Below are 18679 nucleotides of genomic sequence, written 5' to 3' on the forward strand. Positions count from 1 at the left end.
TATGGGGGCGACGCCGGGTACGGGTACGGTCCTCGGCGGTGAAGTGACGCACACGCTCAGGCAGTTACGCGTCACTGGTCCGTCTCCCGCCTCACCGCAGCCCGGGTCCCCGCGGTCTCCGGCCCGGTCACATCGTCAGCAACATGGTGACCATGCCGATTCCCATCGATAGGCGGCATGCCCGCGCCAACTCCGGCCGGTCACCCCACCGTACGGCTCCCGAGCATCCGGCCCGGGCGGCAGCGGGCACCAGGCGGGCGCCGGACCGCAGGACGTAGCCCGTGAAGTACAGAAGCAGCATCCCCGTCAGCAACGGCACCCCGGAACCGCCGTGGGCGTGGTGTGCGGAGGCGGGGGAGGAAGCCATGGTGAGCGACATGTAGACCATCGCCGAGGCTCCCACCAGGTGGTGGAGGTGGTGACGGTCGCCCCGTACGACCCACAGCGCGTGCAGTACCGCCGCGCCGAACACGGCCGTGTACAGCGGCCAGGCCCAGCCCGGCGGCGTGAACACCGTCGCGGGTACCGCCATCGTGGCCATGCCGAACCCCATGAGCGCCTCACCGCCCGCGGCCCGGCGCTGCTCCTCGAGCCCGCTGCGCATCCGCACCAGGCAGTAGGCCCCGGTCGCGGCACACAGCGCGACCAGCAGCCAGGCCGCCGGAGTCGGTCCGTGCACGCGTCCCTCCCCGGCTCGACGATCGGTACAGGGGTGCGATGCCCACGGCACATGGCGCGCACGCGAGCGCAAGGGAGTACACGGGGAGCACTCGGCGGAGCACGCCGGTGCAGGGCGGGGACGGCTGAGGGCCGGTGGGAGTGCCGACCGGGTCGGCGTGAAAAGGTCCGTGAAAAGGTCTACAGGTACGCCGATGCCGTCTCGGCCTTGTGTCTTCCGTTTCCGGCACGCCCGGCACGCCCGGCACGCCCGGCACGCCCGGCACGCCCGGCACACCGGGCTGAGGGCGGCGACCGCCGCGTTCCCGAGGGGACGGACCGTGCGCGACGGCGTCAGATCCCGGGCCGGTACCGCAGAGGGTGCTCCGCCGGGACCTCCACCAGCACGATCGGTGTGCCGTCCGGATCCTCCGTCCACATCTCGATCAGTCCCCACGGCTCCCGCACCGGCGGCCGTACGATCCGCACGCCCCGGGCGGCCAGTTCGTCCTGGGCGGCGGTCACGTCCGCGACCTGGAGCCACAGCCGCGCGGCGGGCCCCGGCGGCGTCGTGGCCCGCCCCGACAGCTCCAGGAAGCCACCGCCGAGGAAGTACACGGTCCCGCGCTCGGGTCCCGTGCCGAACTCGCGGTAGACGGACAGGCCCAGCTGCTCACCGTAGAAGGCACGGGACCGTTCGGGGTCGGTAGGGGTCAGGAGGATCCGGCTGCTCAGTACGTGCACCATGCCGGCGGAGCCTAGCGGCAGGGTTACCCTCGTCCCTGGCTCAGCCACGCCCGAGATCGGAGACCGCCCATGGAGACCACCACCGCCGGACTCAACTTCCGTGATGCCACCGACGCCGACGTCGACGCCCTGGTGGCCCTCGTCGAGTCGGCGTACCGCGGGGACGCGAGCCGGGCCGGGTGGACCACCGAGGCGGACATCCTGGACGGGCAGCGGACCGACCCCGAGGGCGTGCTGGAGGTGATCAAGTCGCCGGACAGCAGGCTGCTGACCGTCGAGCGCGACGGACGTATCGTCGCCTGCTGCCAGCTCGAACACCGCGACGAGCACGCCTACTTCGGCATGTTCGCGGTCAGCCCCACGCTGCAGGGCGCCGGTCTCGGCAAGACCGTGATCGCGGAGGCCGAGCGGCAGGCCCGCGAGGCCTGGGGCGTCACCGAGATGCACATGACGGTGATCTCGGTCCGGGACGACCTGATCGCCTGGTACGAGCGCCGCGGCTACCGCCGCACGGGACGGATGACGCCGTTCCCGTACGGCGACGAGCGCTTCGGCATTCCGCGCCGCGACGACCTGCGGTTCGAGCTGCTGGTCAAGCCGCTGGTGTGACGCCCACGCCGCTGCGGGGCGGGAGACCGGGCCGGGTCACGCGGTGAAGCGGGCCGTGCGCTTGATCTCCGGGTAGTCGGTGGTCGCGCCGTCCAGCTGGAGGGCGCGGACCAGCCGCAGGTGGTCCTGTGTGTTGACCACCCAGCCGATGACCCGCAGCCCCGCCGCGTGCGCGCGTTCCGCGATCTCCAGGGTCAGCCGGCGGATGTCGAGGCACAGCGTCGGGGCACCCACGGCCTTCGCGCGCTCCACCACGTCGGTGCCGTAGCGGCCGGCCACCAGCGCCGTGCGCACCCCGGGCACAAGCCGGGCGATCTCGGCGACGGCCTCGTCGTGGAACGAGGACACCTCCACCCGCGAGACCAGGTCCCGCCGCCGCATGACCTCGGCGAGCGCCCGGGCCGCCGTCACATCCTTGATCTCGGCCTGCAGCGGTGTCCTGACGGCGTCCAGCACCTCCTCGAACACCGGCACGCGCTCTCCGCGGCCCGCGTCCAGGGCGCGCAGCTCGGCCAGCGTCTTCTCGGCGATCGGGCCGGTGCCGTCGGTCGTGCGGTCCACCTCCGCGTCGTGCATGACGACCAGGGCGCCGTCCTTGCTCAGGTGCAGATCGAGTTCGATGACATCGAGGCCGGCCTGCTGCGCGGCGACGAAGGAACGGAGGGTGTTCTCGGGCTCGACACCCATGACCCCGCGGTGACCGATGGTAAGGAAGTTCAAGGTTCGACTCGCTTCCGTCGACGGCGGCTCGGCGACGCGCGGACCGGACGGACGTCGTCGTCCACGCGGCAAGGTCGCAGCCTAATGGCCGGGTCCGTCGATGAACCCGTGCTTGCGCGGGGGATCGGGGGCACAGGGGGCGACACCCGGCCTGAAACCTGGCCCGAACTCGCTTCCGTGTGTCCCCCGCGCGTGGGCGCGTCGTCCGGACGTTGACCGGCCGGACGTGGCTGGATCCGGACGGACTCGAACGGGTCACGCACGGGGGCGAGCAGGGGGCGGACGGGAGAGGGTGAACGAGGGTCGGACAGGACCCCGATCCTGCCCGCCTGCGGGCAGACCCGCCCGCCCCGCACTCGTCTTATCCCGGCTTCGACGGCGAAAGTGATCGCCGTCACGGTTTGGCGCAGGAAAAATGTCGGTGACCAAGGCGGTCGACAGAATATTTTCCCGAGCTCCCTCTTGCTGGCGGAAACCGGGTATGCATACGGTGTCCCTACGCGAGGTTCTCCCGTGGAGGATGGGAAATGACGGAAATTCTTGTGCAGGCGGCTACGGAGGATCGGGCTCCTTCGTCGACCAGGGTGGTTGAGCACCCGGCCTGGCCGGTGCTCAAGGATGCCGTGGAGCAGATCCGGCCATGGCAGTCGAAGGACGGGTCGATCGACTTCGCCGCCGAGGGCGCCCCGGCCAGGACTGACGCGGAAGCCGCCGTACGGCGTGTCGTGGACGCGGTCCAGCAGCTCTCCCCGCTGCTCCCGCACGACGCCGCCTACCACGAGGCCCTGGTGAAGGACCTGGGCCGCTGGGCCGAGGGTGGCTTCCGGGTGCCGGACTTCCTGGACTCGCTGCTGGCCTTCCAGCCCGCCGCGAACCGCGTGGACGGCCTGCAGCACCTGGTCGTCTTCCCGATGTACACCCAGAACGGCAACCTCGACCGCAACCTCGAGGCGGTCGTGCTGCGCATGGTCTGGCCTCAGTGGCTGGCCGAGCTCGAGCGCACCCGTTACGACAACCCGCTGTTCTGCGGCATCTCCTTCGAGGACTTCACGGCCGGGTACGACACCAACTCCGCCGTCCTCTTCCCGGAGACCATCGCCGTGCGCGAGGCGCCGGAACGATTCTCCTGGGGTGGCATCTTCTGCGACCGCGAGGCCGCCCGCTTCCGCAGGGTCACCGACGCAGCCGTCGGCATCCTGGGCCTGGAGCTGCCCGAGGACATCGCCGCGATGGTCCACGACCAGAAGCGCTGTGAAGAGGCCTTCGTCCTGTGGGACATGGTCCACGACCGCACCCACAGCCACGGCGACCTGCCGTTCGACCCGTTCATGATCAAGCAGCGTCAGCCGTTCTGGATGTACGGCCTGGAGGAGCTGCGCTGCGACCTCACCGCCTTCAAGGAGGCCGTGAAGCTGGAGGCCGACGGCGTCCCGCAGGCTCGTGACGTGCAGTACGCGGTGCTCTTCGACCGCATGTTCCGCTTCCCGGTCACCGGTGACCGCGTGCGCAACTACGACGGGCTCGGCGGCCAGCTGCTCTTCGCCTACCTCCACAAGCACGACGTCGTCCGCTGGACCGACAACAAGCTCTCCATAGACTGGCAGCGCGCCCCGCAGGTCACCAACCAGCTGTGCGCCGAGATCGAGAAGCTCTACAAGGACGGCATCGACCGGCCCAAGCTCGTGCACTGGTTCGCCGGTTACGAGCTGGTCTCCCACTACCTCGCTCCGCACCCGGGCTCCAAGTGGGCCAAGGGACCGGAGGCCCTGGACCTGGGCCAGCCGCCGCGCAAGCTGGTGGACGACGTGCTTCCGGACGAGTTTCCGCTGAGCATGTTCTATGAGGCCCTGTCCAAGAAGCTGAAGAACGTGATCGCCTCCACCAAGGGCATCACGGCGGACAGCGCCGAGCGGCTCGCCGCGTGAGCGACCGCATCCGGAACACTGCTCAAAAGGGGAAGAACATGGTGGGGAACGGGCCTCTCAACGGTGCGGTGATCGCGGTGGCCGGCGCGGGCGGACCCGCGGGGCGTGCCACCCTCATCCGGCTCGCCGAGGCCGGGGCGACGGTCGTCGGCTCGGACAACAATCCGGAGCGCCTGGCGGAGGCCGTGGACGCGGCCCGCTACGCGCGCGGTGGCGCCACGGTCACCGGGGAGACGGTCGACCTGCTCGACCTGGGCTCGACCCGGGCCTGGGCCGATCGCGTCGAGAAGGAGTTCGGCCGCATCGACGGCCTGGTCCACCTCGTCGGCGGCTGGCGCGGCAGCGCGACCTTCGCCGAGACCGACCTCGCCGACTGGGACCTGCTGGAGAAGCTGCTCATCCGTACCGTCCAGCACACCTCCCTGGCGTTCTACGACGCGCTGCAGCGCAGTGACCGCGGTCGCTACCTGCTGATCAGCGCGGCCGGCGCCTCGAAGCCCACCGCGGGCAACGCGGCGTACTCCGCCGCCAAGGCCGCGGCCGAGGCCTGGACGCTCGCCATGGCTGACGGCTTCCGCAAGGCGGGGGGCGAGGAAGGGCCCCGCACGGCGGCTGCCATCCTGGTGGTGAAGGCGCTGGTGCACGACGCGATGCGCGCCGAACGCCCCAACGCGAAGTTCGCGGGCTTCACGGACGTCAAGGACCTGGCCGAGGCCATCGAGGGTGTCTGGAGCAAGTCCGCCGCCGAAGTGAACGGAAACCGTCTGTGGCTGACCGAGAAGCCGTGAACCCACCCAAGACCGACGCGCGTCGCCATCACGACCCGCAGGTCCGCGGTTTCGCCAGTGACAACTACGCCGGAGTGCACTCCGAGGTGCTCGCCGCCCTGGCCCTGGCCAACGGCGGCCATCAGGTCGCGTACGGCGAGGACGACTACACCGCGAACCTCCAGCGGATCATCCGCAGCCACTTCGGTGGCGGCGCGGAGGCCTTCCCGGTCTTCAACGGCACCGGCGCGAACGTCGTCGCGCTCCAGGCGGTCACCGACCGCTGGGGCGCGGTGATCTGCGCCGAGAGCGCGCACATCAACGTCGACGAGGGGGGCGCCCCCGAGCGCATGGGCGGGCTGAAGCTGCTCACCGTGCCCACGCCGGACGGCAAGCTCACCCCTGAGCTGATCGACCGCCAGGCCTGGGGCTGGGAGGACGAGCACCGTGCCATGCCGCAGGTCGTCTCGATCACCCAGAGCACGGAACTGGGCACGCTCTACACGCCTGACGAGATCCGGGCCATCGTCGAACACGCCCACGCGCACGGCATGAAGGTGCACCTGGACGGCTCCCGCATAGCCAATGCCGCCGCCTCCCTGGACATGCCCATGCGGACGTTCACCAGCGCGGTCGGCGTCGACATCCTCTCCTTGGGCGGCACGAAGAACGGCGCCATGTTCGGTGAGGCGGTCGTCGTCCTCAACCAGGACGCCGTGGGGCGGATGAAGCACCTGCGGAAGATGTCGATGCAGCTCGCCTCCAAGATGCGCTTCGTCTCGGTGCAGTTGGAGGCCCTGCTCGCCAAGGACCTGTGGCTGCGCAACGCCCGGCACGCCAACGAGATGGCGCAGCGGCTCGCCGAGGGCGTGCGGGCCGTGCACGGGGTGGAGATCCTCTACCCGGTGCAGGCCAACGGCGTCTTCGCCAAGCTTCCGCACGACGTGAGCGAGCGGCTGCAGAAGCGGTTCCGGTTCTACTTCTGGGACGAGGCCGCCGGAGTGGTGCGCTGGATGTGCTCCTTCGACACCACGGAGGACGATGTCGACGCGTTCGTGGCGGCGCTCAAGGAGGAGATGGCGCGCTGACACCACGCTCCGCATAGGTATGCGGTCACCTGAAAAGTCATTGACTGTCGGGTGATCGCATTCCTATGCTCTGCAGGCATGGAGCTGATCCAGAAAACCGCAGACCTCTCCGCGTACTTGGCCGCTGACGAGGTCATCGACCATCGCCATCCGGTCGTCCGGGAGGCGGCCGCCGAGCTGGCCAAGAACGCCGCCGACTCGTATGGGTATGCGCGTGCCGCTTATGAATTCGTCCGGGACACCATCCCGCACTCCCAGGACTCGGGTGACCTCCGTGTCACCTGGCGAGCCTCGGACGTACTGAGCTTGGGCACGGGTATCTGCCACGCCAAGGCCCACGCCCTCGCCGCGCTACTGCGTGCCGAGGACATCCCGACCGCCCTGTGCTACCAGCGCCTCACGAACGACGACGGCGGCGGTCACGCCCTCCACGGACTGGTCGCCGTGCGCTTCAACGGCGCCTGGCACCGCCAGGACCCGCGCGGCAACAAACCCGGCGTCGACGCCAGGTTCTCCCTGGACGGCGAGCGGCTGGCCTGGATCCCCGACCCGGCATCAGGTGAGCTGGACCACCCGTACCTGTACGCCGAAGCGCACCCGGCCGTACTCGACGCGCTCAAGTCCGCCCCGGACCGGTCGTACCTGTCGAAAACACTCCCCAGCTCCCTCTGACAGGCAACCGTGGAGCACCCCGCCTGTCGACGGATTCGTCACACGCGCCAACCTTCCCGGCCATGGGCAACGGGGGAGCGGCCGAGGACAGGACCACCCGCCCGGACATCCGCACGGCGCCCACCGGCCGGGACGGCGATCTCGCCGACCGCAACCACGCCGGCGCCGGGGCGGAAGCCGAGCTCGACGGCCGAGGGGGTGCCGAGCCCGGCGGTGCGGCACGAGCCGGGTCCAGCGGCCGAGGAGGTGCTGCAGCTGATGGCGAGCACCCGGCCGCCCTCGCCGCACAGCTCGCCGGTCGGCAGGAGTGCGCGCGCCGCGTCGAAGCGGGGCATGTCGTCGCCGGGGTCGAGGGCGCGGGTGGCCGCCGCCGGGTTGGCCAAGTCCCTTGTCATGGTGGGAAGTTTCGTGCAGGAGTCGTCACCGGCGAGCACGAGCGGCACCGCGACGGCACCCGCGACCAGGGCCAGCCGTGGCGACCGGCCGGTGCCGCCGGAGCCAGGCGAGACGGTCACGGGGCGCGGCCTCTCCTGTCCGCCGGCTTCTGCTCCCGCCTTACCGCCGGGCGCGACCTCTGCGCCGCCGGGCTCAGTACCTTCTCGGCCGCCGGGTTCCACTTCCGCCCGGCCGGGTGGTAGACGCCGCCACCCGGGCCCCGGCCCCGGGCAGACGCCACATCCTCGCCCAGGCCCGCGCGGTCCACCCCGTCACCGTCGTGTACGACGAGGACCATGTGCCGTCCGGCGCGGAGCCGGGCCTGGACCGCATGCTCGCCGGGCATCGTCGTCGACGCCGATCGCTTCGCTGTCCCCGAGGACCGTCACCCAGCGCCGCATCGACCGCCCCCGTAGCCGCACTCGTCCACGGGAGAGCTGTCAGGCTCTCCTGTCACGACGGCGAACCCCACCGGTCGGTGCGCTCCGGCCCGCCGCGGGATGCCGGGCCGAGGGGGCTCAGTGCGCTTCGGCTGCCCGCAGCTGCTCCGCCGTGGGCGCCGTACCACCCAGGTGGGCGGGCAGCCACCAGGAGTCCTCCGGGCCCTTGGGGCGGCCGGGATAGGTGCGCTGGGCCGCCTCCAGAAGCTCCTGGACGCGCTCGCGCAGCCGGCGGGTGATGGCGCCGGCGTACTGGTCGCGGGGGGCCTCGACCGCCTCGCCCACGCGGATGGTGACCGGCAGGTGGTGGCGCTTGAAATTGCGCGGGTGGCCCTTGGTCCACAGCCGTTGCGTGCCCCACACCGCCATCGGGACGAGCGGCACGCCCGCCTCCTGGGCCAGGCGGGCCGCACCCGACTTGAAGCTCTTCAGGGTGAACGACTGCGAGATGGTGGCCTCCGGGAACACGCCGACGACCTCGCCGGAGCGCAGCGAGTCCAGCGCGTGGGCGTAGGCCGCCTCGCCCTGCTTGCGGTCCACCGGGATGTGTTTCATGCCGCGCATCAGCGGCCCGGACACCTTGTGACGGAAGACGGACTCCTTCGCCATGAAGCGCACCAGCCGCTTCTGCGGGAGGGCCGCCAGGCCGTTGAAGATGAAGTCCAGGTAACTGATGTGATTGCTCACCAGCACCGCCCCGCCCGAACGCGGGATGTTCTGCGACCCCTGGCAGTCGATCTTCAGGTCCCAGACCTTGAACATCGTCTTCGTGAAAGCGACGACGGGACGGTAGACCAGCTCTGCCATGGGTGGGGCGGGCCCTTTCTGCTCTGCTCGGGAAAGGGGCTCCCGGCGGGAAAGTTACGCAGCCGTAGGTTTACGGCGTCTCGCAGATCGTGCCCGAAGAACGAACAGGTGGCCAGTCCTGGTGCCTCGCGGCGGCGAGATTCTCGTCACGTCGGCCTACATTCCGGCCGTGATCTTTAACCTGGCCTTACGGGAATCTTTTCCCTCGTGCCGGTGCTGGTGGTGAACCGGTGTGCGGCTGGGCCGCCGAACGCGGCAGGGGCAGGGAAGCGGGAGAGTGCGGATGCGGGTGGGCGGGCGGGACGACGGTAAGCGGCTCGGGGCGGCCGAGCTGGGCGGCGAGCTGGGCGAGCGGGCCACCCTCGTACAGTTCTCGACCGCGTTCTGCGCCCCCTGCCGGGCCACCCGGCGCATTCTGGGTGAGGTGGCCGGCATGGTCCCCGGCGTCACCCACCTCGAGATCGACGCCGAGGCCCACCTCGGCCTCGTACGGGAGCTGGAGATCCGCACGACACCCACCGTGCTGGTCCTCGACGCGGCCGGCCGGGTGGTGCGCCGCGCCGCAGGACAGCCGCGCAAGGCCGACGTCATCGCGGCGCTGGCGCAGGCGGTGTGAGGCAGTCGCAGGACATCGTGATCTTTCTCCCGGTTCCCGGGCGCGACCTTGACTGCGCCCGCCACCTTTCGTCAGCCTGACCTTATGCCGATCGAACTCCTTCTCTTCGGGCGGGTCCACGTCGACCTGGTCCGCACCGCGAGCGCGCGGTGTCCGGGTTGTTGACCACCATCGACCCCGCTCGCCTCCCCACGCAGAAGGACCACTCCGTGACGGCCACGCCCGCCCTCGGCACTTACCAGCTCGCCTCCCCCGATCTGCTGCGCTCCGCCTTCCGCCGGCATGCCGCGGGTGTCGCCGTGATCACCGCACGCGGAGACTCCGGACCGGTCGGCTTCACCGCCACCTCCCTCGCCTCGGTGTCCGCCGAGCCGCCGCTCGTCTCCTTCGGTGTCGGCACGAGCGCCTCCAGCTGGCCCGTGATCGCCGAGGCGGAGCACGTCGGCGTCCACATACTCGGCGAGCACCAGGGCGAGCTGGCCGCCACGTTCGCGCGCAGCGGCGCTGACCGCTTCGGCGCGCCCACGGCCTGGCACGAGGGCCCGGAAGGAGTACCCGTCCTGGACGACGTGCCGGTCTGGCTGGTCTGCCGGGTCGTCGGCCGGATCCCGGCCGGTGATCACCGGATCGTGCTCGCGGAACTGGTGCTCGGCGACCCGACGGGCGTCGGCCGCCCCCTCCTCTACCACCAGGGCCGCTTCAACGGCCTGCGGGATTGATCACCCCGTTCTCCCTCTGCGAACCCGTCGAGTTCCGGTTACGCTGCGTTGCAAAGGTCACAGTTCAAAGCGCTTGCTTAGCGGGCAGGAACTGGGTGTACTGACGAGTAATATTTCGGTCGGAGCGCGCGGACGCCCCCGATCGGGATCGGCCGCTTCAGGCGCCTATGCTGCCTGCAAGAGGCAGCCAGGAAATGACGATGCAGTAGGAGAGCCGGCGTGAGCTTGAGGATCGTTGTCACTGTGAAGTACGTGCCCGACGCCACTGGCGACCGGCACTTCGCCGATGACCTGACCGTCGACCGTGACGACGTGGACGGTCTGCTCTCCGAGCTGGACGAGTACGCGGTCGAGCAGGCGCTGCAGATCGCCGAGAACTCGGACGACGACGTCGAGGTCACCGTCCTGACGGTCGGCCCCGAGGATGCGAAGGACGCGCTGCGCAAGGCGCTGTCCATGGGTGCGGACAAGGCCATCCACGTCGAGGACGACGACCTGCACGGCACCGACGTCATCGGTACCTCCCTGGTGCTGGCCAAGGCGATCGAGAAGGCCGGTTTCGACCTGGTCGTCTCCGGCATGGCCTCCACCGACGGCACCATGGGTGTGCTCCCGGCGCTGGTCGCCGAGCGTCTGGGTGTTCCGCAGGTCACCCTGCTGTCCCAGGTCTCCATCGAGGACGGCACGGTCAAGGGCCGCCGCGACGGCGACGCCGCCTCCGAGCAGCTCGAGGCGCAGCTCCCGGCGGTCGTCTCCGTGACCGACCAGTCCGGTGAGGCCCGCTACCCGTCGTTCAAGGGCATCATGGCGGCCAAGAAGAAGCCGGTGGAGTCCTGGGACCTGTCCGACCTGGACATCGAGGCCGAAGAGGTCGGCCTGGACGGCGCGTTCACCAAGGTCGAGGCCGTGGCCGAGCGTCCGGCCCGTACGGCCGGCACGATCGTCAAGGACGAGGGCGAGGGCGGCAAGCAGCTCGCTGAGTTCCTCGCGGGCCAGAAGTTCATCTGAGGCCCGCCCCCGCTGACCGCCCCTCAACTTCGTTACGCAGGAGAGCAATCCCATGGCTGAAGTCCTCGTCTACGTCGACCACGTGGACGGTGCCGTCCGCAAGCCCACCCTGGAGCTGCTGACCCTGGCCCGCCGTGTCGGCGAGCCGGTCGCGGTCGCCCTCGGTAACGGCGCCGGTGACACCGCCGCGGTCCTCGCCGAGCACGGCGCGGTGAAGGTCCTCACCCACGAGGCGTCCGAGTACGCCGAGTACCTGGTCGTCCCGAAGGTGGACGCCCTGCAGGCCGCGGTCGAGGCCGTCTCCCCGGCCGCCGTGCTGGTCCCGTCCTCCGCGGAGGGCAAGGAGATCGCCGCCCGTCTGGCGCTGCGCATCGGTTCCGGCATCATCACCGACGCCGTCGACCTGGAGGCCGGTGACGAGGGCCCGGTGGCCACCCAGTCGGTGTTCGCCGCGTCCTTCACCACCAAGTCCCGTGTCATCAAGGGCACCCCGGTCATCACGGTCAAGCCGAACAGCGCCGCCGTGGAGGCCGCCCCGGCCGCCGGCGCCGTCGAGGCCCTGTCCGTGACCTTCTCCGACAAGGCCACCGGCACGAAGATCACGGGCCGTACGCCGCGTGAGTCGACGGGCCGCCCGGAGCTGACCGAGGCCGCGATCGTGGTCTCCGGTGGCCGTGGCGTGAACGGCGCGGAGAACTTCGCGATCATCGAGGCGCTCGCGGACCAGCTCGGTGCGGCCGTCGGTGCCTCGCGTGCGGCGGTGGACGCGGGCTGGTACCCGCACACCAACCAGGTCGGTCAGACCGGTAAGTCGGTGTCGCCGCAGCTGTACATCGCCAACGGCATCTCCGGTGCGATCCAGCACCGTGCCGGTATGCAGACCTCGAAGACGATCGTGGCCGTCAACAAGGACGCCGAAGCCCCGATCTTCGAGCTGGTCGACTTCGGTGTCGTCGGCGACCTCTTCGACGTCGTCCCGCAGCTGACCGAGGAGATCAAGGCCCGCAAGGGCTGATCCCTTCACCGCCTCCCTGGCCTACGAGGCCCCTGTGACCGACGCGGTCACAGGGGCCTCGGTGCATGCTGGACGCTGCCGGACAGGTGTTGACCGGCGGGAACCACCCCGGATAACTTCATTCAACGGATTGTTGATTCCGTACAGCGGAAAACTGGAGGGTGTGGGATGGGTCAGCAGGAGAAGGTGGCGGCGAGCCTCGCGGGTGCCGTCAGCGAGGAGATCAGCGCCTCCCTCGCGCCGGTCGACGCGGAACTGGAGCGCCGCTACCCCGGCGACCCCGGCACCCGGCAGCCCGTCCACACCGTGTACGTCCCCGGGGACGTCTTCGCCGCCGACACCATCCGCTCCTGGGGCGACCGGGCCCTCGCCGCCCTCGACGAGCACGCCCCCGACGCGGCCTCCTTCGCGGCGGTGCTCGGCCTGTCCGACGACCTCGCCGAGCCGGTTCACTCCCGTGTCCGCGCCAAGCTGGAGCGCGAGCCGATCGAAGACCTGCGCGTCGACTTCGAGGACGGCTACGGCCACCGCCCGGACGCCGAGGAGGACGAGGCGGCGGCCCGCGCGGCCCGGCTGATCGCCGAGGCGTACCGCAACGGCACGGCGGCGCCGTACATGGGCATCCGCATGAAGTGCATGGAGGCCGCGGTGCGCGACCGGGGCATCCGCACCCTCGACGTCTTCCTCACCGGCCTGATGGAGGCCGGCGGACTGCCCGAGGGGCTGGTGCTGACCCTGCCGAAGGTGACGTACGCCGAGCAGGTGAGCGCGTTCGTCCGCCTCCTCGAGGCCTTCGAGAAGGTCCACGGCCTCGACTCCGGCCGTCTCCGTTTCGAGATCCAGGTCGAGACCAGCCAGGCCATTCTGGCCACCGACGGCACGGCCACCGTGGCCCGCATGATCCAGGCCGCCGAGGGCCGGGCCACCGGCCTGCACTACGGCACCTTCGACTACAGCGCCTGCCTCGGGGTCTCCGCCGCCCACCAGGCCGGCGACCACCCGGCCGCGGACCATGCCAAGGCGGTCATGCAGGTCGCCGCCGCCGGCACCGGCGTACGCGTCTCGGACGGCTCCACCAACGTCCTGCCCGTCGGCCCGACCGCCAAGGTCCACGACGCCTGGCGGCTGCACTACGGCCTCACCCGGCGTGCCCTGGCCCGCGCCTACTACCAGGGCTGGGACATGCACCCCGGCCACATACCGACCCGCTACGCCGCCGTCTTCGCCTTCTACCGCGAGGGCTTCGAGCATGCGGCAGGGCGCCTGGCACGCTACGCCCACCGCGCGGGCGGGGACGTCATGGACGAGCCCGCCACCGCCAAGGCGCTCAGCGGCTACCTGCTGCGCGGTCTGGACTGCGGTGCCCTCGACATCGCCGAGGTCGCCCGCCTGTCCGGCCTGACCCGTGCCGACCTGGAGGGCTTCGCGGCACCCCGCCGCGGCGACCTGACGGCCTCCGCGAAGTAGGGGTCCCGGGTAGGGGTCCCGGAACGCCGGTCCGCCAGGAGGGCATACAGGCCGGGATGCGGGCGAGGCGTGCCGGCGCCGTTGCGCAGCACGCCGTGCCGGTTGACGTACCCCCTGGGCGCCGACGAGCGCCGCGTCGTCCGCCGGCCCGAGCCCTGCGTCGGGCGCGGGCGGCCAGGCCCGGCGGAATTCGCCGGGTCGCCCCACCCCCGGTGGCGTCGATCACGGCCGGATGCCGTGGATCCAGCCGGCTGACGAACAGCTCCCGTGACGAACGAGGGAATCCGACGCGCCCGGCTCGTGCCGCAGATGGCCGGGGTATGCGGGGAGCCGATGCCGAGGACAGGCACCCGGCCGTCGTCGGACGCCGGCCGGTCCAGCGGCAGCATCCGGTCGCCCCGCAGCAGCCCGGACTCGGCGGGCCGGGCGCCCGGCAGACGGCGGATGGTCGCGGGGTGCCATGGCCGGGCCGAGTTCCTCCCGGGTGCGGCCGTCACCGGCGGCTCAGTCCGCGGGCGGCAGCTCGCCCGAGCCGCGGGTGATCAGCCGGGTCGGCAGTTCGATCCGCTCCGGCGGGCTCGCGGGGCCGTCCAGCTGGCGGAACAGGCGCTCCGCGGCGGTGCGGCCGAGGGCCGCGGCGTCCTGGGCGACCACGGTCACGCCCGGCCGGAGCAGGTCGGCCAGCTCGATGTCGTCGAAGCCGACGAGGGCGACCCGGCGGGAGTGCTCGGCGAGCACCCGGATCACGGTGACCGTGACCCGGTTGTTGCCCGTGAAGATCGCGGTGACCGGTGACGGGCCGGAGAGCATGTCCTCGGCCGCGCGGCGCACCCGCTCCGGGTTCGTCGCTCCGAGCGACATCCAGTGCTCCTCGACCGGTATCCCGGCGTCCTCCATGGCGGCCCGGTAGCCGCGCAGCCGCTCGGCCGCGGTGTGAATACGCGGCATGTCACCGATGAAACCGATCCGCCGGTGGCCGTGCGCGATCAGATGGGCGACACCGGCCCGGGCGCCGCCGTAGTTGTCCGACAGCACGACATCGGCGTCCATCCTCCCGGCCGGGCGGTCCACGAACACGGTCGCCACGCCCGCCCTGATCTCCGGCTCGAGATAACGGTGGTCGTCCCCGGCCGGGATCACCACGAGCCCGTCCACGCGCCGCGCGCACAGGGCCAGCGCCAGTTCCTGCTCGCGCTCGGGGTCCTCGGCGCTGGAGCCGTTGATGAGCAGGGCGCCGTGGGCGCGGGCCACCTCCTCCACGGCACGGCTGAGCGGTCCGTAGAACGGGTCGGCGAGGTCCTCCAGGATCAGCCCGACGCTCGCCGTACGGCCCTTGCGCAGCACCCGCGCGCTGTCGTTGCGGCGGAAACCCAGGGCGTCGATCGCCTCCTGCACCCGGCGCTCGGTGTCCGGGGTGACCCCGGGCTCGCCGTTCACCACCCGGGACACCGTCTTCAGGCCCACGCCGGCCCGGGCGGCCACGTCCTTCATGGTCGGACGGTTGCCGTAGCGGCTTGCGGCGAGGCGGTCGGCGCGGCGGGTGGTCTCGGGCACGAGCGGTGTCCTGTCCTGTCGTTCCGTGGAAATCGCCCGGATCGACGCGGGTGCTGCCTCGATCGGGCTGTATGAGGATGTGGCGTCGAGCATAGAGCCTGGACAACGTTGTCAGGTGCGCGAGAGACTGTCCACCACGTCTCGGCCCGTGCTCCGTCACGACAGGCCTGCGGCGTGGTCTTGTTTCGCGCGTACTCATGGTTGAACGGGGAGATCTGACTCTGATGCACACCGACCTCGTGGCGGCCCTGGACATCGGCGGCACCAAGATCGCCGGCGCTCTGGTGGACGGTCACGGACGGATCCTGGCGCGGGCGCAGCGTCCGACGCCCGCGCAGCAGGACGGCCAGAGGGTCATGGGGGCCGTCGAGGAGGTGCTCGGAGATCTCGCCGGGTCGCCCCTGTGGGAACGCGCCGGCCGCGTCGGGATCGGCAGCGCAGGCCCGGTGGACGCCTCGGCGGGCACCGTGAGCCCGGTGAACGTGCCGGGCTGGCGTGACTTCCCGCTGGTCGAGCGGGTTCGTGCGGTCACCGGGGGCCTGCCGGTCGCGTTGATCGGCGACGGGGTGGCGATCACCGCCGCCGAGCACTGGCAGGGCGCGGCCCGGGGGCACGACGACGCGCTGTGCATGGTGGTCTCGACGGGCGTCGGCGGCGGCCTGGTGCTGAACGGGCGGCTGCATCCCGGCCCGACCGGCAACGCCGGGCACATCGGCCACATCAGCGTCGACCTCGACGGCGACCCCTGCCCGTGCGGCTCGCGCGGCTGCGTCGAGCGCATCGCCAGCGGCCCCAACATCGCCCGCCGCGCCCTGGAGCAGGGCTGGCGGCCGGGGCCCGACGGTGACACCTCGGCCGCCGCGGTGGCCGCCGCCGCGCGTGAGGGCGATCCGGTCGCCGTGGCCTCCTTCGAGCGGGCCGCGCAGGCGCTGGCCGCCGGGATCGCGGCCACGGCGACCCTGGTGGAGATCGACATCGCGGTGATCGGCGGGGGCGTCGCCAAGGCCGGCGACGTCCTCTTCGCGCCGCTGCGCAAGGCCCTCGCCGGCTACGCCACCCTCTCCTTCGTCCAGCGCCTCACGGTGACACCCGCACGGATGGGCACCGACGCCGGACTGGTGGGGGCGGCTGCGGCGGCCCTGCACGTCGCGGCGCCGACGTCCGGGTGAGGAGCGACCGCGCGGACGAGGGCGGTCCTGAGCGGCAGGAGAACCGCGGAGACGTGCGTTACCCCCGGCGGGTTCCGTAGTTGATCAGCGCATGAAGAAGCGCAGCATGCTCGCCATCGCCACTCTCGCCGCCGGATTCGTCGTGGCGGCCGTCACCCCGTCCCACGCGGCCGACGGCGGCTCCCTCGACGACCTCAGGCTTTCGGGCACGGTCGGCCAGGTCGACCACCTCGCCGGCCAGGACGGCCTGTCCGCGGACCAGGACGCCCTCGGGCAGGAGTAGCCCGGACATCCGACAGGAGCAGTCCGGCGCCGGGTGCCGGTGCCCCGCCGCACGGGGGCACCGGCACTTCCGTGTGCGCACCCTCAACGGGACGTGGTTTCCGTGGCAGGGTGGAGCGGGCAAGCCACAGGGGGCCAACAGAAGAGGGGGAGTCCGTGACCGTCGTCTGGATCAACGGCGCGTTCGGTGCGGGGAAGACCACGACCGCACGGGAACTGATCGAACTGATCCCGCACAGCACGCTCTTCGACCCCGAGGTCATCGGGGGAACGCTCCGCTACCTGCTCCCGCCCAAACGCCTCGCCGAGGTCGGCGACTACCAGGATCTGCCGATCTGGCGCCGGCTGGTGATCGATGCCGCGGCGGCGATGCTCGCGGAGGTGGGCGGAACCCTCGTGGTCCCGATGACCCTGCTGCGCCAGGAGTACCGCGACGAGATCTTCGGTGGCCTCGCCGCCCGCAGGATCGCCGTGCGGCATCTGCTCCTCGCCCCGGCTGAAACGATCCTGCGGGAGCGGATCGCCGGGCGGGAGGTCCCGCCCGACCTGTCCGACGGCGAGCTGCGGGTGCGCCAGTGGTCGTACGACCACATCGAGCCCTACCGGACCGCCCTCGCCTCCTGGCTCACTGCCGACACGTACGTCATCGACACCAGCGCCCTCACCCCGTACGAGACCGCCGTCCGCATCGCCGAGGCCGTGGACCGCGGTGCCGTGGAGCCCTGCGACATCGTGCAGACCCCGGAGCCCACCGCCGAGACGGTCGCCGCCGGGGTGCTGCTCTTCGACGAACAGGACCGGGTGCTGCTGGTGGACCCCACCTACAAGCCCGGGTGGGAGTTCCCCGGTGGCGTGGTCGAGCGCGGGGAGGCCCCCGCCCGTGCCGGGATGCGCGAGGTCGCGGAGGAGACCGGGATACGGCTGCGGGAGGTGCCGCCGTTGCTCGTCGTGGACTGGGAGCGGCCCGCGCCCCCGGGCTACGGCGGCCTGCGGATGCTCTTCGACGGTGGCCTGCTGGACTCCGCCGGGGCGGCCCGGGTGCTGCTGCCCGGCCCGGAGCTGCGCGAGTGGCGCTTCGTCACCGAGCAGGAGGCCGCCGCCCTGCTGCCGCCGGTCCGCTACGAGCGGTTGCGCTGGGCACTGAGGGCCCGTGAACGCGGAACCGCGCTCTACCTGGAGGCGGGTGTGCCCGTCGGCGGACAGTCCGTCTGAGGCGTGCTCAGCGTGCGCCGACCAGTTCGCGCAACGTGGCGAAGGCGCCGCCCAGCACCGGCTCGCCGTGCCCGAAGCACGCCACCTCCGCGTCGAGGTCAGCCAACCGGCCCAGGGAGGCGAGGAGTCGCGACTTGTCCAGGTTGAACACGCCCGGCATCACCGACCCGTCGACCGGTGAGGCCGCGACCGTGTCGCCCGTGAACAGCACACCGTCGTCGGGCAGGAAGAGGGCGATGCTGCCGTCCGTGTGGCCCGGTACGTGGATCACCTGGGCGCCGCCGCCGAATTCGAGCACCTCACCGTCGGACACCGGGGTGACCCGCCGCGGCCGTACCGGCTCTCCGGCGGGCAGGTGCTGCGCCGCCTGCGCGTGGATCGGCAGCTCCCAGTCCTCGAACAACGGCGGCGGGCCCGGTCGTTCACCCCGGACGAACGGGGCGTCCAGATGGTGGGCGAACACCTCGGCTCCGCTCAGCGCGGCGAACTCGCCCGCCCCGCCCGCGTGATCCTCGTGGAAATGGGTCAGCACGATCCGCCGTACGTCCTCGGGGGCGTGGCCGAGCGCGGTGACGGCGGCGGCGACGGCCCGCCCCGCGCCGATCGTGCCCGCGTCGATCAGCGTCAACTCGCTGCCGTCGCGCCAGAGGTAGGCCTGGCCGACGGGGAAGCGCAGGAGGTGCAGGCGGGGCAGCAGTTCGATGACGTCCATGCGCCGACCGTAGGCGGGGCCCCCGCCGGCCGGCGAGGGCCCTCTGCCCAGGGCAGAA

20 protein-coding genes are annotated in these 18679 nt (G+C 71.5%); 13 read left to right on the forward strand and 7 right to left on the reverse strand.

The features are described from left to right. Window positions 1-127: 127 nt before the first annotated feature. Window positions 128-679, reverse strand: a complete 552-nt coding sequence (locus tag K7G59_RS12135) for a DUF5134 domain-containing protein (protein WP_225833342.1) — start codon at window positions 677-679, stop codon at window positions 128-130. A gap of 332 nt (window positions 680-1011) precedes the next feature. Beyond that, window positions 1012-1404 (reverse strand): VOC family protein, encoded by a 393-nt coding sequence (locus tag K7G59_RS12140; protein ID WP_225833344.1) that lies wholly within the window; start codon window positions 1402-1404, stop codon window positions 1012-1014. 69 nt (window positions 1405-1473) lie between these two features. Between K7G59_RS12140 and K7G59_RS12145 the strand changes: the two genes are divergently transcribed. Then, on the forward strand, window positions 1474-2013 hold the full coding sequence (locus tag K7G59_RS12145; protein WP_225833346.1) for a GNAT family N-acetyltransferase: 540 nt from the start codon (window positions 1474-1476) through the stop codon (window positions 2011-2013). 36 nt (window positions 2014-2049) lie between these two features. Here K7G59_RS12145 and K7G59_RS12150 read toward each other — a convergent pair whose 3' ends face one another. Continuing rightward, window positions 2050-2733 (reverse strand): glycerophosphodiester phosphodiesterase family protein, encoded by a 684-nt coding sequence (locus K7G59_RS12150; RefSeq protein ID WP_225833348.1) that lies wholly within the window; start codon window positions 2731-2733, stop codon window positions 2050-2052. Window positions 2734-3260: 527 nt separating this feature from the next. On the opposite strand from K7G59_RS12150, the gene K7G59_RS12155 reads away from it, so the two are divergent. The 4 genes from K7G59_RS12155 (at window position 3261) to K7G59_RS12170 (ending at window position 7185) form a co-directional block, all read left to right on the forward strand. Beyond that, window positions 3261-4658 (forward strand): DUF6421 family protein, encoded by a 1398-nt coding sequence (locus K7G59_RS12155; RefSeq protein ID WP_225833351.1) that lies wholly within the window; start codon window positions 3261-3263, stop codon window positions 4656-4658. A 41-nt stretch (window positions 4659-4699) separates the two neighbouring features. After that, complete coding sequence (locus K7G59_RS12160; protein ID WP_225833777.1) at window positions 4700-5446, forward strand: SDR family oxidoreductase; 747 nt, start codon at window positions 4700-4702, stop codon at window positions 5444-5446. Further along, window positions 5443-6513: a low specificity L-threonine aldolase gene (locus K7G59_RS12165; RefSeq protein ID WP_225833353.1), complete on the forward strand. Its 1071-nt coding sequence runs from the start codon at window positions 5443-5445 to the stop codon at window positions 6511-6513. Before K7G59_RS12160 ends, K7G59_RS12165 begins: the two co-directional genes overlap by 4 nt. Before the next feature lie 78 nt (window positions 6514-6591). After that, window positions 6592-7185: a transglutaminase domain-containing protein gene (locus tag K7G59_RS12170; protein WP_225833355.1), complete on the forward strand. Its 594-nt coding sequence runs from the start codon at window positions 6592-6594 to the stop codon at window positions 7183-7185. A gap of 38 nt (window positions 7186-7223) precedes the next feature. Here K7G59_RS12170 and K7G59_RS12175 read toward each other — a convergent pair whose 3' ends face one another. Together K7G59_RS12175 and K7G59_RS12180 are read right to left on the reverse strand one after the other, a co-directional pair. After that, window positions 7224-7700, reverse strand: coding sequence for a hypothetical protein (locus K7G59_RS12175; protein ID WP_225833358.1), 477 nt, complete (start codon window positions 7698-7700; stop codon window positions 7224-7226). A 438-nt stretch (window positions 7701-8138) separates the two neighbouring features. Next, complete coding sequence (locus K7G59_RS12180; RefSeq protein WP_225833361.1) at window positions 8139-8867, reverse strand: 1-acyl-sn-glycerol-3-phosphate acyltransferase; 729 nt, start codon at window positions 8865-8867, stop codon at window positions 8139-8141. A gap of 283 nt (window positions 8868-9150) precedes the next feature. Here K7G59_RS12180 and K7G59_RS12185 point away from each other — a divergent pair, with 283 nt between their 5' ends. The 5 genes from K7G59_RS12185 (at window position 9151) to K7G59_RS12205 (ending at window position 13692) form a co-directional block, all read left to right on the forward strand. Then, the gene (locus K7G59_RS12185; RefSeq protein ID WP_225833779.1) at window positions 9151-9483 is read left to right on the forward strand and encodes a thioredoxin family protein; all 333 of its coding nucleotides are present in this window, start codon (window positions 9151-9153) and stop codon (window positions 9481-9483) included. A 209-nt stretch (window positions 9484-9692) separates the two neighbouring features. After that, entirely contained in the window at window positions 9693-10202 is a 510-nt protein-coding gene (locus K7G59_RS12190) for a flavin reductase family protein (protein ID WP_225833363.1), read from the forward strand. A gap of 219 nt (window positions 10203-10421) precedes the next feature. Continuing rightward, window positions 10422-11210 (forward strand): electron transfer flavoprotein subunit beta/FixA family protein, encoded by a 789-nt coding sequence (locus tag K7G59_RS12195; protein ID WP_225833365.1) that lies wholly within the window; start codon window positions 10422-10424, stop codon window positions 11208-11210. 52 nt (window positions 11211-11262) lie between these two features. Continuing rightward, the gene (locus K7G59_RS12200; RefSeq protein ID WP_225833368.1) at window positions 11263-12225 is read left to right on the forward strand and encodes an electron transfer flavoprotein subunit alpha/FixB family protein; all 963 of its coding nucleotides are present in this window, start codon (window positions 11263-11265) and stop codon (window positions 12223-12225) included. A gap of 168 nt (window positions 12226-12393) precedes the next feature. Further along, entirely contained in the window at window positions 12394-13692 is a 1299-nt protein-coding gene (locus tag K7G59_RS12205) for an aldolase/citrate lyase family protein (protein ID WP_225833370.1), read from the forward strand. 504 nt (window positions 13693-14196) lie between these two features. Here the strand turns inward: K7G59_RS12205 and K7G59_RS12210 are convergent. Further along, window positions 14197-15246 (reverse strand): LacI family DNA-binding transcriptional regulator, encoded by a 1050-nt coding sequence (locus K7G59_RS12210; protein ID WP_225833372.1) that lies wholly within the window; start codon window positions 15244-15246, stop codon window positions 14197-14199. Window positions 15247-15470: 224 nt separating this feature from the next. Between K7G59_RS12210 and K7G59_RS12215 the strand changes: the two genes are divergently transcribed. The 3 genes from K7G59_RS12215 to K7G59_RS12225 all read left to right on the forward strand — a co-directional run bounded on the left by K7G59_RS12215 (window position 15471) and on the right by K7G59_RS12225 (window position 17909). Continuing rightward, window positions 15471-16415, forward strand: coding sequence for an ROK family protein (locus K7G59_RS12215; RefSeq protein ID WP_225833374.1), 945 nt, complete (start codon window positions 15471-15473; stop codon window positions 16413-16415). Between the two features lie 91 nt (window positions 16416-16506). After that, window positions 16507-16698: a hypothetical protein gene (locus tag K7G59_RS12220; protein ID WP_225833376.1), complete on the forward strand. Its 192-nt coding sequence runs from the start codon at window positions 16507-16509 to the stop codon at window positions 16696-16698. A 155-nt stretch (window positions 16699-16853) separates the two neighbouring features. Beyond that, on the forward strand, window positions 16854-17909 hold the full coding sequence (locus K7G59_RS12225; protein WP_225833378.1) for an NUDIX hydrolase: 1056 nt from the start codon (window positions 16854-16856) through the stop codon (window positions 17907-17909). Between the two features lie 7 nt (window positions 17910-17916). Here the strand turns inward: K7G59_RS12225 and K7G59_RS12230 are convergent, their stop codons facing one another. Continuing rightward, window positions 17917-18621 carry an MBL fold metallo-hydrolase gene (locus K7G59_RS12230; RefSeq protein ID WP_225833380.1) on the reverse strand — a complete coding sequence of 235 codons (705 nt, stop codon included), beginning with the start codon at window positions 18619-18621 and terminating at the stop codon, window positions 17917-17919. Between the last annotated feature and the right edge of the window lie 58 nt (window positions 18622-18679).

This window comes from Streptomyces sp. NK08204, assembly GCF_020400585.1.
GTDB lineage: Bacteria > Actinomycetota > Actinomycetes > Streptomycetales > Streptomycetaceae > Streptomyces.

Coding starts and splice junctions, on each gene's coding strand:
- K7G59_RS12140 (WP_225833344.1), bottom strand. CDS start 1,404: ATGGTGCACGTACTGAGCAGCCGGATCCTCCTGACCCCTACCGACCCC.
- K7G59_RS12170 (WP_225833355.1), top strand. CDS start 6,592: ATGGAGCTGATCCAGAAAACCGCAGACCTCTCCGCGTACTTGGCCGCT.
- K7G59_RS12230 (WP_225833380.1), bottom strand. CDS start 18,621: ATGGACGTCATCGAACTGCTGCCCCGCCTGCACCTCCTGCGCTTCCCC.
- K7G59_RS12220 (WP_225833376.1), top strand. CDS start 16,507: ATGAAGAAGCGCAGCATGCTCGCCATCGCCACTCTCGCCGCCGGATTC.
- K7G59_RS12145 (WP_225833346.1), top strand. CDS start 1,474: ATGGAGACCACCACCGCCGGACTCAACTTCCGTGATGCCACCGACGCC.
- K7G59_RS12180 (WP_225833361.1), bottom strand. CDS start 8,867: ATGGCAGAGCTGGTCTACCGTCCCGTCGTCGCTTTCACGAAGACGATG.
- K7G59_RS12155 (WP_225833351.1), top strand. CDS start 3,261: ATGACGGAAATTCTTGTGCAGGCGGCTACGGAGGATCGGGCTCCTTCG.
- K7G59_RS12200 (WP_225833368.1), top strand. CDS start 11,263: ATGGCTGAAGTCCTCGTCTACGTCGACCACGTGGACGGTGCCGTCCGC.
- K7G59_RS12215 (WP_225833374.1), top strand. CDS start 15,471: ATGCACACCGACCTCGTGGCGGCCCTGGACATCGGCGGCACCAAGATC.
- K7G59_RS12205 (WP_225833370.1), top strand. CDS start 12,394: ATGGGTCAGCAGGAGAAGGTGGCGGCGAGCCTCGCGGGTGCCGTCAGC.
- K7G59_RS12185 (WP_225833779.1), top strand. CDS start 9,151: ATGCGGGTGGGCGGGCGGGACGACGGTAAGCGGCTCGGGGCGGCCGAG.